Origin of the sequence: Duganella sp. LjRoot269 (assembly GCF_964254095.1) — a bacterium.
Lineage (GTDB): Bacteria > Pseudomonadota > Gammaproteobacteria > Burkholderiales > Burkholderiaceae_D > Rugamonas > Rugamonas hordei.
Genome location: NZ_CAXUSL020000001.1, coordinates 703,892 through 718,982 on the forward strand (window position 1 = coordinate 703,892; position 15,091 = coordinate 718,982).

At 68.0% G+C, this 15,091-nt stretch carries 15 protein-coding genes; 14 read left to right on the forward strand and 1 reads right to left on the reverse strand.

Features of this window, described 5'->3' with window-relative positions; genetic code table 11:
* Positions 1–25 precede the first annotated feature (25 nt).
* The 14 genes from ACSQ3S_RS03040 (at position 26) to ACSQ3S_RS03105 (ending at position 14,212) form a co-directional block, all read left to right on the forward strand.
* On the forward strand, positions 26–781 hold the full coding sequence (locus tag ACSQ3S_RS03040) for a HesA/MoeB/ThiF family protein (RefSeq protein WP_353403905.1): 756 nt from the start codon (positions 26–28) through the stop codon (positions 779–781).
* A gap of 114 nt (positions 782–895) precedes the next feature.
* Complete coding sequence (gspG, locus tag ACSQ3S_RS03045; RefSeq protein ID WP_176652975.1) at positions 896–1,339, forward strand: type II secretion system major pseudopilin GspG; 444 nt, start codon at positions 896–898, stop codon at positions 1,337–1,339.
* Positions 1,340–1,368: 29 nt separating this feature from the next.
* Positions 1,369–1,836: a GspH/FimT family pseudopilin gene (locus ACSQ3S_RS03050; RefSeq protein ID WP_353403906.1), complete on the forward strand. Its 468-nt coding sequence runs from the start codon at positions 1,369–1,371 to the stop codon at positions 1,834–1,836.
* Position 1,837: 1 nt separating this feature from the next.
* A complete protein-coding gene (gspI, locus tag ACSQ3S_RS03055) occupies positions 1,838–2,218 on the forward strand; it encodes a type II secretion system minor pseudopilin GspI (RefSeq protein ID WP_176652973.1) in 381 nt (126 codons plus the stop codon).
* Entirely contained in the window at positions 2,215–2,808 is a 594-nt protein-coding gene (locus tag ACSQ3S_RS03060; RefSeq protein ID WP_176652972.1) for a prepilin-type N-terminal cleavage/methylation domain-containing protein, read from the forward strand. The genes gspI and ACSQ3S_RS03060 overlap by 4 nt, the downstream gene beginning before the upstream one ends.
* Positions 2,805–3,773 (forward strand): type II secretion system minor pseudopilin GspK, encoded by a 969-nt coding sequence (gspK, locus tag ACSQ3S_RS03065; RefSeq protein WP_353403909.1) that lies wholly within the window; start codon positions 2,805–2,807, stop codon positions 3,771–3,773. The genes ACSQ3S_RS03060 and gspK overlap by 4 nt, the downstream gene beginning before the upstream one ends.
* Before the next feature lie 51 nt (positions 3,774–3,824).
* Positions 3,825–5,081 (forward strand): type II secretion system protein GspL, encoded by a 1,257-nt coding sequence (gene gspL / locus ACSQ3S_RS03070; protein ID WP_413448354.1) that lies wholly within the window; start codon positions 3,825–3,827, stop codon positions 5,079–5,081.
* Positions 5,078–5,596, forward strand: a complete 519-nt coding sequence (gene gspM / locus ACSQ3S_RS03075) for a type II secretion system protein GspM (RefSeq protein ID WP_176652969.1) — start codon at positions 5,078–5,080, stop codon at positions 5,594–5,596. The genes gspL and gspM overlap by 4 nt, the downstream gene beginning before the upstream one ends.
* Positions 5,597–5,612: 16 nt before the next feature.
* Positions 5,613–6,386 (forward strand): type II secretion system protein N, encoded by a 774-nt coding sequence (gspN, locus tag ACSQ3S_RS03080; protein WP_436141553.1) that lies wholly within the window; start codon positions 5,613–5,615, stop codon positions 6,384–6,386.
* 14 nt (positions 6,387–6,400) lie between these two features.
* The gene (gene gspD, locus ACSQ3S_RS03085) at positions 6,401–8,656 is read left to right on the forward strand and encodes a type II secretion system secretin GspD (protein ID WP_436141554.1); all 2,256 of its coding nucleotides are present in this window, start codon (positions 6,401–6,403) and stop codon (positions 8,654–8,656) included.
* 12 nt (positions 8,657–8,668) lie between these two features.
* Complete coding sequence (gene gspE, locus ACSQ3S_RS03090; protein ID WP_176652966.1) at positions 8,669–10,090, forward strand: type II secretion system ATPase GspE; 1,422 nt, start codon at positions 8,669–8,671, stop codon at positions 10,088–10,090.
* 10 nt (positions 10,091–10,100) lie between these two features.
* Entirely contained in the window at positions 10,101–11,321 is a 1,221-nt protein-coding gene (gspF, locus tag ACSQ3S_RS03095) for a type II secretion system inner membrane protein GspF (RefSeq protein ID WP_176652965.1), read from the forward strand.
* A gap of 21 nt (positions 11,322–11,342) precedes the next feature.
* Complete coding sequence (locus ACSQ3S_RS03100; RefSeq protein ID WP_176652964.1) at positions 11,343–11,948, forward strand: type II secretion system protein N; 606 nt, start codon at positions 11,343–11,345, stop codon at positions 11,946–11,948.
* A gap of 11 nt (positions 11,949–11,959) precedes the next feature.
* Entirely contained in the window at positions 11,960–14,212 is a 2,253-nt protein-coding gene (locus ACSQ3S_RS03105; protein ID WP_413448357.1) for a patatin-like phospholipase family protein, read from the forward strand.
* Here ACSQ3S_RS03105 and ACSQ3S_RS03110 read toward each other — a convergent pair.
* Entirely contained in the window at positions 14,202–14,963 is a 762-nt protein-coding gene (locus ACSQ3S_RS03110) for a helix-turn-helix domain-containing protein (RefSeq protein ID WP_436141555.1), read from the reverse strand. The two genes, ACSQ3S_RS03105 and ACSQ3S_RS03110, sit on opposite strands and share 11 nt — an antisense overlap.
* Positions 14,964–15,091 lie beyond the last annotated feature (128 nt).

Genomic DNA, 15,091 nt, shown 5'->3' on the forward strand with positions numbered 1-15,091 from the left:
CCACCGCGCCGCCGCGACGAGAACCATGAACGACTCGCAACTGCTGCGCTATTCGCGCCACATCCTGCTCGACGAAATCGGCATCGAAGGCCAGCAAAAGCTGCTGGCCGCGCATGCGCTGGTGATCGGTGCCGGCGGCCTCGGTTCGCCCGCCGCGATGTACCTGGCCTCGGCCGGCGTCGGCCACATCACGCTGGTCGACAACGACACCGTCGACCTGACCAACCTGCAGCGCCAGATCGCCCACACCACCGACCGCGTCGGCCACTCGAAGGCCGAGTCGGCGCGCACCACGCTGCGGCAGATCAATCCCGAGATCGCCATCACCGCGCTGAACGAGCGCGTGGACGACGCCCGCCTGGCCGAACTGGTGGCGCAGGCCGACGTGGTGCTCGATTGCACCGACAACTTCGCCACCCGCCATGCCGTCAACCGCGCCTGCGTCGCGCTGGGCAAGCCGCTGGTGTCCGGCGCCGTGATCCGCTTCGACGGCCAGGTCAGCGTGTTCGATCCGCGCGGCGGCCAGCCCTGCTATTCCTGCCTGTTCCCGCAGGACCAGCAGTTCGAGGACGTGGCCTGTTCCACCATGGGCGTGTTCGCGCCGCTGGTCGGCGTGGTCGGCGCGACGCAGGCGGCCGAAGCGCTGAAGTTGCTGATGGGCGTCGGCAGCTCGCTGGCCGGCCGCCTGATGATGCTCGACGGCCTGCACATGGAATGGACCAGCATCGCCGTCGGCCGCAACGTCGATTGCCCGGTCTGCGCGGCCCTCAGGCGCGACTGAGGCGGCCATCGGGCAAGGTTAGGTAAAGAAGCCCCAAAATTAAGCGCGGTTTAAGCACACCGGCGCATAAATCGTGGCTTATACTCTGCTCTCACTTCAATCTGTTATCAATTTATGAAAAATTACTCCGTTTCCCGTCGTGCCGCGCGTGGTTTTACGCTGATTGAAATCATGGTGGTGGTGGTCATCATGGGCGTGCTGGCCGCGCTGGTCGTGCCCAAGCTGTTGAGCCGCACCGGCGAATCCAAGGTGGCGGCCGCCAAGGTCGATATCGCGACCGTGATGCAGGCGCTGAAACTGTACAAGCTGGACAACCAGCGCTATCCGACCACCGAGCAGGGCCTGCAGGCGCTGCTGACCAAGCCGACCACCGGTCCGGCGGCCAACGGCTGGAAGACCGGCGGCTATCTGGAAAAAATGCCGAAGGACCCTTGGGGCAACCCATACCAGTTCCTGTCGCCGGGCGTGAAGGGCGAGGTCGACGTGTTCTCCTACGGCGCCGACGGCGCGCCGGGCGGCACCGGCGACGATGCCGACATCGGCTCGTGGGAAAACTGATCGCCGACCGCGTACAAGGATAGCCGGACATGGGCGCCGCCCGCGAGCGTGGCTTCACGCTGATCGAGCTGCTGGTGGTGATGGTCATCCTGGGCATCACGCTGGGGCTGGTGTCGCTGAACGCGCTGCCGGGCCAGAAGCAGTCGATGCAGCAGGATGCGCAGCGCATCGCCCTGCTGCTGCAGCTGGCGCGCGACGAGGCCATCGTGCGCAACCGGCAGATCGCCTTCGAGGCCGGGCCGGATGGCTACCGCTTCCTGATCCGCAACGACAAGCAGTGGGACCTGGCGGTGCAGGACGATCTGCTGCGCGAGCGCGAATTCAAGCACGGCCCGGTCACGCTGATGCTGGACCCGCCGCCCAACGTGCCGGACGCGAACCTGCGCATCGTCTTCGGCCGCGAGCCGGTCGACAAGCCCTTTGTGCTGACCATGACCGGCGGCGGCGCCAGCGTCGTCATCCGCGCCGACGGCATCGGCCATTTCACGGTGGACTAGCATGCGGCCTATCAGACAAAGCAAACAAGCCGGATTCACCTTGCTCGAAGTGCTGGTGGCGCTGGTCATCGTCGGCACCGCGCTGGGCGCCTCGCTGCGCGCGGTCGGCAGCCTGACGCAAAACAGCGACGGCCTGCGCGGCGCGATGATGGCCACCTGGTCGGCCGAGAACCGGCTGGTGGCGCTGCGGCTGTCGAAGCAGTTCCCGGCGGTCGGCAAGCAGACCTACGAATGCCCGCAAGGCGACATGAAGCTGATGTGCGAGGAGGAGGTCATCGCCAGTCCCAACCCGCGCTTCCGCCGGGTCGAGGTCAGCGTGTACGACCAGGCCGTGCCGGAGCGGCGCATCATCAAGCTGGTGCAACTGGTGCTGAACCAATGAAGACCAAGGGTTTCACGCTGGTCGAGCTGCTGGTGGCGATCTCGATCCTGGCCATCGTCGCCGTGCTGGGCTGGCGCGGCCTCGACGGCATCATCCGCTCGCGCGGCGCGCTGACGGCGCAGATGGAACAGACCCGCGGCATGCAGCTGGCCTTCGCGCAGCTGCAGAACGATTGCGAAAACCTGGCCACATCGACGCTGCTGCACGGCCGCGCCTATCTGCAGGCCGAGAACAACCGCATCACGATGGTGCGCCTGGTGCTGGCCGAGAACGAGCCGTCCAGGCTGGAAGTAGTGGCCTACCGCGTGCGCGACGGCGTGCTGACGCGGCGCGAATCGATCGCCACGCGCGACCTGCAGCAGCTCGACGCGCTGTGGCAGGCCGCCGTCAGCGACGCCGACACCGTGCCCGGCGTGGCGCTGCAATCGGGCGTGCAGGGCATGACGATGCGCTACTGGATGGCCAGCGGCTGGACCGCCGCCGCCTCGGTCTCGACCGCCACCAACAACCCGTCCGGCATGGAAGTGTCGCTGGCGGTAGAAGGCCAGCAGATACCGATGGTTAAATCCTTCCTGCTGGGGGCGCTATGAAGCTGCGGCGCCAGCGCGGCGTGGCCGTCATCACGGCGCTGCTGCTGACCACGCTGGCGGTGACCATCGTCGCCAGCCTGTTCTGGCAGCAGCAGGTGCAGGTGCGCTCGATGGAGAACCAGCGGCTGCAGCTGCAGACCCGCTGGATCCTGCGCGGCGCGCTCGACCTGAGCCGGCTGGTGCTGTACCAGGACTTTCTCGATTCGCCCAATCTGACGCAGCTCAACGGCATCTGGGCCACGCCGCTGGAAGAGACGCGGCTGGACGACTACATCGAGCGCGAACGCGCCGAAGCGGAAAATTTCAACGCCACGCTGTCGGGCAAGATGATCGACGCCCAGTCGCGTTACAATCTTGCCAACCTGGCCACGCAAAAGCAGGTCGACCAGAAGCAGATGGAGGTGTTCAAGCGGCTGCTGGTCAATCTGCAGCTCGATTCCAACCTGGCACAGGCGGTGGCCAGCCAGGTGGCCGGTTCGCAGGCGGTGCTGGGGCAGGCGGCGGTGCCGGGCGCGCCGCAGCCGCAGCAGAGCGCCAGCGGGCCGCAGCCGATGGAGCTGGTGCGGGTGGAGGATCTGCTGGCGGTGAGCGGTTTTGCGCCGCAGGCGATCGAGCGCCTGCGCGATTTCATCATCATCCTGCCGTCGGCAGCGCCGACGCCGGTGAACGTGAATACCGCCCCGGCCGAGTTGCTGGCGGCGCTGGTCGACAAACTGTCCCTATCGGACGCGGCGGCAATAGTGAATAATCGCAAGCGCATCTATTTTTTGAACCCGGCGGGCTTCACCAACCTGCCGCAGCTGACGGCGGCCAGTTTGCGGCCGGAAGTGCCGTTCGATGTGAAGAGCAGTTATTTCCTGGCGTATAGCAAGGTGCGGCTGGACCGGGCGGCGCTGGATACCCAGGCCTTGCTGTCACGCGCCGGCAACGGCGTGACATCGGTGGCGTGGATACGGGAAAATTAATGGTATGGATAAAAGCGGTATGGATAAGAGCGTGAACGAAAGCGAGACCCTTTGACTACATTATTGATACGCTATCCGGCCAAGGCCAGCGTCGACAGCGGCGCGGCGCAGACCTGCCCGTACGCGCTGGTCGGCGACGGCGGCAACCTGCTGCAGCAAGGCGCTTCGCCGCTGGGCAACCTGGGCGACCTGGTGGCGTCGGCGCGCCGCGTCACGCTGCTGCTGGCGGCCTCCGACGTGACCTTGCTGCGTGTCGTGGTGCCGCCGCTGTCGGCCGCGCGCCTGAAGGCCGCCTTGCCGGCGCTGGTGGAAGAGCAGGTGCTGGGCGATCCGGCCGACTGCGTGCTGGCAGCCGGCCCGGCCGACGCCGAAGGCGCGCGCACGGTGGCGGTGGTGCAGCGCAGCTGGCTGGAGGTGCTGGTCAAGGCCCTGCAGGCGCAGGGCGCGCACAGCATCTCTGCGGTGCCGGCGCAACTGTGCCTGCCGTTCCAGCCGGGCTCCGTGTCGGCCGCGCTGACCACCGGCGACGCCGGCTTCGAACTGATCATGCGCCAGTCGCAGACCATGGGCCTGGGCCTGACCCTGCCGGCGCAGCCGCAGGCGGCGCTGCAAACGCTGCGCGCGCTGGCCGGCGACGAACCGGTCACGCTGTACCTGGCGCCGGCGCAGATGACGCAGTTCGCGCCGCTGGTGGCGGAGGCCGAATCGGGCCACGGCGTCACTTTGATGGAAGACCACTGGGCGCACTGGGTCGCCGCCTCGCGCAGCGCCGGGCTGGACCTGGCGCCGGCGCTGGGCGCCAGCGGCACCTCGGCGCGCCGCTGGCAGCGCTGGCGCTGGCCGCTGCGCATCGCCGCGCTGGCGCTGGCGGTCAACGTGGTCGGCCTGAACGTCGAATGGCTGCGCCTCAAGCGCGAGGCCGACGCCGTGCGCGTGGCCATGCTGCAAACCTTCAAGGCCGCCTATCCGAAGGAGGCGGTGATCCTCGATCCGGCGGCGCAGATGCGCAAGAATATCTCGCTGGCCAAGGCCGACGGCGGCCAGCCCGGCGCCGATGAATTCACCGCGCTGAGCGCCGCCTTCGGCGAAGCGCTGAGCGTGCTGCCGCGCAAGGACATCATCGCCACGCTGGAGTACCGCGAGCGCGCGCTGCAGGTCAAGGTCAAGCCGAACACCGTCGACGGCGGCGCCATGGCCCAGCTGCGTTCCGCGCTGGCCGCGCGCAAGCTGGACCTGTCGGAAGCCAATCCCGGCACCTGGCAGATACGCCCGGCCACCGGTACCAGCACAGGCGGAGGAAAATCATGAGCACACCGGCACAAGCACTGCAAGAGTACCGCGGCCGCGCGGCCGCCTTCTGGATGGAACGCACCGAGCAGGAACGCCGCTTCCTCGGCGTCGGCGGCGCCGTGCTGGGGCTGGCGCTGTTTTATTCGCTGCTGATTTCGCCGGCGCTGGACGGCCGCACCAAGCTGCGCAAGGAATTGCCGGAACTGCGCCAGCAGGCGGCGGAGCTGCAGTCGCTGGCGCTGGAGGCGGCCTCGCTGCGGGGCCAGAACACCATCGCGCCAGCGCCGATGACGGGCGAGTCGCTCAAGTCCGGCATGAGCGCGCGCGGCCTGGTGCCGCAATCGGTGGCCATCACCGGCGAATACGCCAAGGTGCAGCTGAACGGCGCGCCGTTCGCCGCCGTCATCACCTGGCTGGACGCGATCCGCAGCGAAAGCCGGATCACGGTGCAGGACGCGAACTTCGTCGCCCAGGACACGGCCGGCATGGTCAACGCCACGCTGACGCTGCACCAGAACGCGGGCGGCCGATGATGCAAAAAGGCCGTCCATGAAGCGCGCCGTGCTATGGTTGCTGACCGTCGCGCTGACGGTGGCGCTGACGCTGGCGGTGTTCTTTCCGGCAGCATGGCTGGGGGCGCTGGTCGAGCAGCGTTCAGGCGGCCGTTTGACGCTGGGGGATGCGCAAGGTACGCTGTGGCGCGGCTCGGCCTTTATCGGCGGCGCGGCCAGCGGCAACAGCCCGGTCACGCCGCTGCTGCCTGGACGCTTCAGCTGGAAGATCTCGCCGCTGGCGCTGGTCGGCATGGTCGACCTGCAGCTGGAGAACAGCGAGGCGCTGGCGCAGCCGGTGACGTTCAAGGGCAGCTGGTCGCAATGGCAATTGAGCCCGTCGGCGCTGCTGCTGCCGGCGGAAGGCCTGGCCGGCCTGGGGGCGCCGCTGAATACGCTGGCGCCCAGCGGCGTCATGCGCCTGTCGTGGACCGCGCTGGAGCTGGTGCTGACGGACCGTCAGGTCGCCATCAACGGCCGCACCACGCTGGAGATGACCGACATGGGCTCGCGCCTGTCGGCGATCCGGCCGCTGGGCAGTTATGCGCTGGCGCTGGACTGGCACGGCCAGGCTGCTGCGCTGACGCTGAATTCCGTCAAGGGGCCGTTGTTGCTGAGCGGCTCCGGCAATTTGAACAACGGCCGCCTGCAGTTTTCCGGGCAGGCCGAGGCAGCAAAAGGATACGAAGAGCAGCTGGCCAATCTGTTGAATCTGCTGGGCCAGCGCAAACCGGGTAGTGATCGCAACGTCATCGCATTAGAGTTCCATTGATAAAAGCTCAGATAATGAAAAAACAGTCCGTGAACAAAACCAATCTTCCCGCGCTGCGCCGCCTGAGCGCGGGTGCGATGCTGTGTTGCGCCATGGGCGTCGTGCCCGCCACGGCTTTCCTGCTGCCGGTACCGGCGCTGGCCGCGGCCGATGACGCCGCGCTGAACTTTGTCGGCGCCGACATCGAATCGGTGATCAAGGCCGTCGGCCACTACACCAACATCACCTTCGTCATCGACCCGCGCGTCAAGGGCACGCTGACGGTGGTGTCGGAAAAACCGGTGACCAAGTCGCAAGCCTTCAGCCTGCTGACCTCCGCGCTGCGCCTGCAAGGCTACGCCGTCGTCAGCGGCGACGGCTACGCCAAGGTGGTGCCGGAAGCGGACGCCAAGCTGCAGTCCGGGCCGACCCAGGTGGGCTCGGCGCCGACCGCGATCAAGGGCGACCAGATCATCAGCCAGATCTTCCACCTGAATTACGAATCGGCCGCCAACGTGGTCACCGTGTTGCGGCCGCTGATCTCGCCGAACAACACCATCAACGCCAACCCGGGCAACAACAGCGTGGTCGTCACCGACTATGCCGACAACCTGAAGCGGCTGGCGAAAATCGTCGCCGCGCTCGACATGCCGGCCGTGGCCGACGTCGACGTGATCCCGGTGCGCTACGCCATCGCCAGCGACCTGGCGACGATGGTCAACAAGCTGATGGACTCCGGCGCCGGTGCCGGCGGCGGCGACGCCAGCAAGGTCAGCGTGCTGGCCGATCCGCGCACCAACTCGCTGGTGCTGCGCGCGCCGTCGGCGGCGCGCTCCAACCTGGCCAAGTCGCTGATCTCCAAGCTGGACCAGCCGACCCAGGAACTGGGCAACGTGCACGTGGTCTACCTGAAGAACGCCGAAGCGGCCAAGCTGGCGCAGACGCTGCGCTCCGTGATGTCCGGCGACAGCTCGTCCGCCAGCACCATCGGCACCGCCGCCGGCGCCACCGGCCAGCAGGGCCAGGGCGGCCTCGGCGGCCAAAGCAGCAACACCGGTGGACAGGGCGGCCTGTCGGGCAGCAGCGGCGCCGGCGCCGGCGGCGGCCCGAGCAATCCGCTGCTGACCGGCTCCAATTCGCAGCAGCAGGGCGGCGGCGGTTCGGCCGGCTTCATCCAGGCCGACGCCACCACCAACACGCTGATCATCACCGCGCCCGAATCGGTGTACCGCAACCTGCGCGCCGTGATCGACCAGCTGGACGTGCGCCGCGCGCAGGTCTACATCGAATCGCTGATCGTCGAAGTCACGTCCGACAAGGCCTCGGAATTCGGCGTGCAGTGGGTCGGCGCCACCGGCAACGCCAACAGCACGTATCGCGTGGGCGGCCTGCAGTCCTACGCCTCCGGCACCAACAACAATATCGGCACGCTGGCCACCGGGCTGCTGGGCGCATCCAGCGGCACCACCACCACCGCGCCGACGCTGCCCGGCTCCGGCCTGTCGATCGGCGTGTTCAAGCAGGTCGCCGGCGGCCTGGGCCTGGGCGCGCTGGCGCACTCGCTGGAAACCGACGGCAACGCCAACATCCTGTCGACGCCGAACATGATCACCCTCGACAACGAACTGGCGACTATCCGCGTCGGCCAGAACGTGCCTATCCTGACCGGCCAGTTCACCACCACGTCCGGCACCAACAGCAATCCGTTCCAGACCATCGACCGCAAGGACGTGGGGCTGACGCTGAAGGTGCGTCCGCAGATTTCCGAAGGCGGCACGATCAAGATGGCGATCTACCACGAGACCTCCAGCGTCGACAAATCGTCGCTGGCGGCGACCGCCGGCATCACGCTGAACACGCGGGTGATCGAGAACAACGTCATCGCCGACGACGGCCAGATCATCGTGCTGGGCGGCCTGATCGAAGACACCGAAGGCGACGGCGTGGAAAAGGTGCGCGGCCTGGGCGACATTCCGATACTGGGCAACCTGTTCAAGTACCAGACCCGCAGCCGCAAGAAGACCAACCTGATGGTGTTCCTGCGCCCGGTGGTGATCCGCAACAAGGAGCAGAGCACCTCGCTGGCGACCGACCGCTACGACTACATGCGCGGCCAGCAGGATGGCATCCAGCCGCCGGACAACATCCTGGTGCGCGACCTGGGCCAGCCGCAGCTGCCGACGGTGGTCAACGGCCAGCTGTCGGGCGGCACGGTGGCGCGGCCGATTCCGCCGGCGCCGGTGCCGGGCAAGACGCCAGGGTTGGCCGAGCCGGTCAAGCCGCAGCAGTGATGAGCAACTGAGATGAGCAACCTTCTTCCCTATGCCTTCGCCCGCGACTTCGTGGTGCTGGCGCAGCAGAGCGACCAGGCCGAGAATACGGTCGACGTGATGGTGTGCGGCGCCACGGCGCCGGCGGCGATCGCCGAAGTGTCGCGCCGCTTCGGCCGCGTCCAGCTGAAAAACATGACGCGCGCCGACCTCGAGACGGCCATCGCCGCGGCCTACGCCAGCTCGGGCGGCAACGCCTCGATGGTGGCCGAGGAGTTCGACGCCGACCTGGACCTGACCAAGCTGCTGCAGGACGTGCCGGCTATCGAGGACCTGCTGGAATCGTCCGACGACGCGCCGGTGATCCGCATGATCAACGCACTGCTGACCCAGGCGCTGCGCGACAGCGCCTCGGACATCCACATCGAGCCGTTCGAACAGACCTCGGTGGTGCGCTTCCGCGTCGACGGCTCTCTGCGCGACATCGTCCGTCCGCGCAAGGCCATCCACGGATCGCTGATCTCGCGTATCAAGATCATGGCGCAGCTGGACATCGCCGAAAAGCGCCTGCCGCAGGACGGCCGCATCACGCTGCGCATCGGCGGCAAGCCGGTCGACGTGCGCGTCTCGACGCTGCCGACCGGTCACGGCGAACGCGCCGTGCTGCGCTTGCTGGACAAGGAAGCGGGACGACTGGACTTGAACCACCTGGGCATGAGCGAGCAGATGCTGCCCAAGTTCGACGCGCTGATCAACCAGCCGCACGGCATCGTGCTGGTGACCGGCCCGACCGGCTCCGGCAAGACCACCACGCTGTATGCCGCGCTGTCGCTGCTGAACGCGGCCACCACCAACATCATGACGGTGGAAGACCCGATCGAGTACGACTTGAACGGCGTCGGCCAGACCCAGGTCAACCCGCGCATCGACATGACCTTTGCCAAGGCGCTGCGCGCGATCCTGCGCCAGGACCCGGACGTCATCATGATCGGCGAGATCCGCGACCTGGAAACCGCGCAGATCGCGGTGCAGGCCTCGCTGACCGGCCACCTGGTGCTGGCGACCTTGCACACCAACGACGCCGCCGCCGCCGTCACCCGTCTGCTGGACATGGGCATCGAACCGTTCCTGCTGTCGTCGTCGCTGCTCGGCGTGCTGGCGCAGCGCCTGGTGCGCAAGCTGTGCGGTAGCTGCAAGACCTTTGACGGCCAGCAGTGGCACGCGGTGGGCTGCGAGCATTGCGGCCATACCGGCTACCAGGGCCGTGTCGGCGTGTACGAATTCCTGCAGACCACGGAGCAGATCCGCGCGCAGATCCACAACCGCGCCTCGGAGGCGGAAGTGAAGACGGCGGCGCTGGCCGACGGCATGCAGACCATGCGCGAGGACGGCGAGCGCTGGCTGGCCGCCGGCATCACCACGCAGGCCGAACTGCTGCGCGTGACCAAAGACTAGGCGAACGACGATGCCCGCATTCCGTTATGAAGCCGTCGATGCCGGCGGCGCCACCAAAAAAGGCGTGCTCAATGCCGACAGCGCGCGCTCGGCCCGTTCCGAGCTGCGCACGCAGGGGCTGGTGCCGCTGAAGGTCGACGCCATCGCCGCGCAGGTGGACGCCGCCGGCGTGGCCAAGAGCCGCGGCTTCGGCGAGCGCCTGTCCGCCACCGAGCTGGCTTTGTTCACGCGCCAGCTGGCCAGCCTGCTGGAGGCGGGCCTGCCGCTGGAGCAGGCCTTCACCGCCTTGCTGGAGCAGGCCGAACGCCCGTACATGCGCGACCTGATCGCCTCGATCCGCTCGGAAGTGATAGGCGGCGCCTCGCTGTCCGATGTGCTGGGCCGCCATCCGCGCGACTTCGCCGAGATCTACCGCGCGCTGGTCGCTTCCGGCGAACAGATCGGCCAGCTGTCGCGCGTGCTGTCGCGCCTTGCCGACTACATCGAGCGGCGCAACGCGCTGATCCAGAAGGTGCGGCTGGCGTTCACCTATCCGGCCATCGTCACGGTGGTGGCGTTCTCCATCGTGATCTTCCTGCTGACTTATGTGGTGCCGCAGATCGTCTCGGTGTTCGCCAACACCAAGCAGAAGCTGCCCATCCTGACCGTCATCATGCTGGCCGTCTCGGACTTCGTGCGCAGCTACGGCATCGTGGTGGCGATCGCGCTGGTCGGCGCCTGGTTCATGTGGCGCCGGGCCCTGCAAAATCCCGCGCTGAAGCGGCGCTGGCACACCTGGCTGCTGACCGCGCCGCTGTACGGCAAGTTCGAGCGCAGCCTGAACACGGCGCGCTTCGCCAGCACGCTGGCGATCACCACCGGTTCCGGCGTGCCCATCCTGCGCGCGCTGGAGACCAGCCGCGACACGCTGTCCAACGTCGCCATGCAGGAGCTGGTGGAAGAGGCCAGCGACGCCGTGCGCGAAGGCGTCAGCCTGGCGCGTTCGCTGTCGGCGCAAAAGCACTTTCCGCCGATGCTGATCCACATGATACGCGCCGGCGAGATCACCGGCGAGCTGCCGGCCATGCTGGACCGCGCCGCCGCCGCGCAGGAAGCGGACCTGGAACGCCGCACGCTGACCATCGCCGGCCTGCTGGAACCGGCGCTGATCCTGGCGATGGGCGTGGTGGTGCTGCTGATCGTGCTGGCCGTGCTGATGCCTATCATCGAAATCAATCAACTGGTCCGCTGACAGAAGAACTAGAAGGAAATTATGAAGCGTTTGCCCTTGTTCGTAACCGTACTCGCCGTGGTGCTGCTGTCGGCATCGCTGGCCTATTGGGGACTGCAGTTGTTCAAGCCGCAGCAGCGCGCGATCGCCGCGCCGCCGGTGCAGGCCGCCGCGCCGCTGAACATCGAGGCGGCCAAGGGCCTGTTCGGCGGCCAGATCACCGTCGCCGCCGTCAGCAACTACCAGCTCAGGGGCGTGGTGGCCGCGCGCGGCAACGACAGCGCCGCCATCATCGTGGTCGACGGCCAGCCGCCGCTGGCGCTGGGTGTCGGCCGCGAAGTGGTGCCGGGCGTGACGGTCAAGGAAGTCCATCCGAAATACGTGCTGCTGTCCGAAGGCGGCGCGATCAAGCGCATCGAACTGGCCAGCGACGCCGGCGTCGGCAGCACGCCGGGCATGGCGCCGCAGCAGACCGGCGTGCCGCCGCAGCAATCGCTGCTGCCGGGGCCGAACCAGCCGCCGCTGCCGCAAATCGCGCCGCCGGTGCCGACGCCGAGCACGCAGCCGATGCCCGGCACCTCGCAGCAACCGCCGCCGCGCTCCAGCGTATCGTCCACCACCGTCTCCCCCGGCCCCGACCGACAATGACAGGAAACCGTATGGCTCGTATAGCTATCACCCGTACCCTGGCCGCAGCAGTTTGCTGCGGCTTTTTCTTGGCGGCCGCGTTTTGCGGTCCCGCAGGCGCACAAACCGCCACCTCCGTTGCGCCCGACGCAGCAATCAAGGCGCGGCCGAAGGTGGCGCTGGTGCTGTCCGGCGGCGGCGCGCGCGGCTTCGCCCACATCGGCGTGCTGCGCGCCTTGCAGGAACTGCGGGTGCCGGTCGACTTCGTGGTCGGCACCAGCATGGGCGCGGTGGTCGGCGGCGCCTATGCCGCCGGCAGCTCGGTCGACCAGCTCGAGCAGCTGGTGCGCCGCACCGACTGGAACGCCGTGGTGGCGGACCGTCCGCCGCGCGACGAGCTGGTGTACCGCCGCCGCGAGGAGGACCTGCTGCTGCCGTCGCGGATCGAATTCGGCGCCACGCTCGATGGCGTCTCGCTGCCGCCGGCCGCCGCCGGCAACGAGGCGCTGGAACTGGCGCTGAGCCGCGTGCTGCCGCACGGCGCGCGCGACAAGCCGGTCAACCAGTTGCAGCTGCCGTTCCGCTCCGTCGCCTCCGACCTGGTGACGGGCGAGCTGGTGGAACTGAACGACACCCCGCTGTTCCTGGCGATGCGCGCGTCGCTGGCGGTGCCGGGCGTGTTTGCGCCGGTGCGCGTCAACCAGCGCCTGCTGGTGGACGGCGGCCTGGTACGCAACCTGCCGGTGGACGTGGCGCGCGAAATGGGCGCCGACATCATCATCGCCGTCAACGTCGGCACGCCGCTGGCGCAGGAAAAGGAATTGGTCAGCGCGGTCAGCGTGGCGCAGCAGATGCTGCAGATCCTGACCGAGCAGAACGTCCAGCGCTCGCTCAAGGAGCTGCGCCCCAACGACATCCTGCTGGCGCCGGACCTGGGCGGCATCGGCTTCCTCGATTTCGGCCGCTACGACCGCGCGATGAAAGCCGGCGAGGCGGCGGTGCGTTCGATGAGCGAGCAGCTGGTCAAGCTGGCCTTGCCGGAAGCGCTGTATGCGTCGTACGAGGTGCGGCGCCTGTCGGCGCCGGTGCCGATCGACCAGCCGGTCAAGCTGGTCAAGCTGGAGGTGGCGCCCAGCGGCCGCATCAATCCGGAGGCGCTGGCGGTGCAGTCCGGCCTGAAGGTGGGGCAGATGGTCACCAGCGAAGAGGCTCAGCGCGCCGGCAACGAGCTGTTCGGACGGGGCGACCTGGCGCGCGTGGAGACCGAGATCCGCGACGACAAGGACGGCCGCAGCGTGCTGATCAAGCCGACCGAGGCCGATTGGGCGCGCAGCCGCCTGCGCGTGGGCCTGGAGCTGACCAGCGACTTCAGCGAGAACAATTCCTTCGAACTGAAGGTGATGCATGTGCTGTCGTCGCTGAACGACTGGGGCGCGGAGCTGCGCACCGTCGGCCGTGTCGGTACCGAGCGGGTGCTGGGCACGCAGTTCTGGCAGCCGCTGGGCGCCGGGTCGCAGTGGTACGTGGCGCCGGAGCTGGAATACGGTTCGGCCTCCGTCGATCTTTTCAACGCGTCGGGCTTCAAGCAGGCGCGCTATGGCTACAACTACCAGTCGGGCAGCGTGTCGCTGGGCCGCCAGCTGGGACACTGGGGCGACCTGCGCTACCGCGTCTCGCGGGAAAAGCAGAGCGCTCACCAGACCATCCCGGAAGTGCGCACCGAGGCGAGCGAGATCCACACGGTGCAGACGCTGTCGTTCGATGTCGACAGCCTCGATACGGTGGCCTTCCCGACGCGCGGCACCCTGTTCGACCTGGAGTGGCAGCGCGTGCTGCACAGCGGCGAGGCCGGCGCGGTGCCGACGCGCCAGAGCGTGCAGGGGCTGCAGGCCTTCCACGTCGACCGCTGGGCGGGACACGTGTATGCCGAGTGGGCGCGCAGCCAGGGCGCCGCCGCCGGGAACAACACGCTGGGCGGCTTCCTGCGCCTGTCCGGCTCGCCGCCGGAATCCATCATCGGCAGCCGCATCGTGCTGGGCCGGGTGGTGATGGCGCGCAGCATAGGCGCGATGCCGGCCGCGCTGGGCGGCGACGTGCGGCTGGGCTTTTCGCTGGAGGCGGGCGGCGCCTACGGGCCCAAGGATCCGCTGCGCTGGGGTTCGCTGCACCAGGCGGCCAGCGGCTTCGTCGCGGTCGATACCCGCTTCGGCCCGCTGTACTTCGGCGCCGGCACCACCAAGGGCGGCAACAGCAGCGCCTATCTGTTCCTCGGGCCTATCTGGTAGCTTTTGCCGGCGGCGTCTGCGCCCGGCGCAGCGCCGTGAAGGCGGCGAATTCCCACGAGCGGAAGCCGACCAGCAGGGTGAAGCCGTCGCGTTCGTGCGGCGCCAGCTTGCGGTCGCCCTGGTGCAGCCGCGCCAGTTCGCCGGCCAGCTGCTGGATGCGGCCGACCAGTTCCTCGGCGCTGGGCAGCGACAGCCGCGCCGGCAGGCACAGCAGCGTTTCGCCGGCGCCGTCGAAGCTGCCGTTAAAGTAGTCGGCCACCGCGTGCTCGCGGAAGAATTGCTGCACCGGGCCGTCCGGCAGCCAGCGGAAGGCGTTCGACACGCGCAGCCGGTAGCGGTTCAGCGGCTTCAGTTCGATCACGCCCAGGCGGTCCAGCTCGGCCAGCAGCATGATGCATTCCGGCTCGCTCAGCTGGTAGGTTTCCAGCACCTGTTCCATGGTCCAGTGGCCCAGGCAGCAGATCGCCATCAGCAGCAGGTGCGGTTGCGCCAGCAGGGCTTTTTCCTGCGTCAGGGTCAGCGCGTCGGCCTGAGGCGTGGCGTCGGCGGCGCCGCGCAGCACGTCCTCCATCGCCACGCCGGCCGCCTTGCAGATCTGCGCCAGGCGCGACAGCGACATGTCCTGCTGGCCGAACATGCGCTTGACGCTCGATTCGCTCATCGCGATGCGCCCGGCCAGCATTTTGTAGGTGACGCCGGCGGCCCGCATCTGGGTCCGCAGCACTTGCAGCAGCAATTCCGGTGAACTCATGGCTTGCCTTGGTAAAAAAACAAAAGGTATCGTAACACGGTACCCGCCAGCGTGAAAAGCACGGCTTGGAATAATCAGGTAGTACATCGCGCCGAAGTGGGGGACACTGCGCCACGTTCACTCATCCC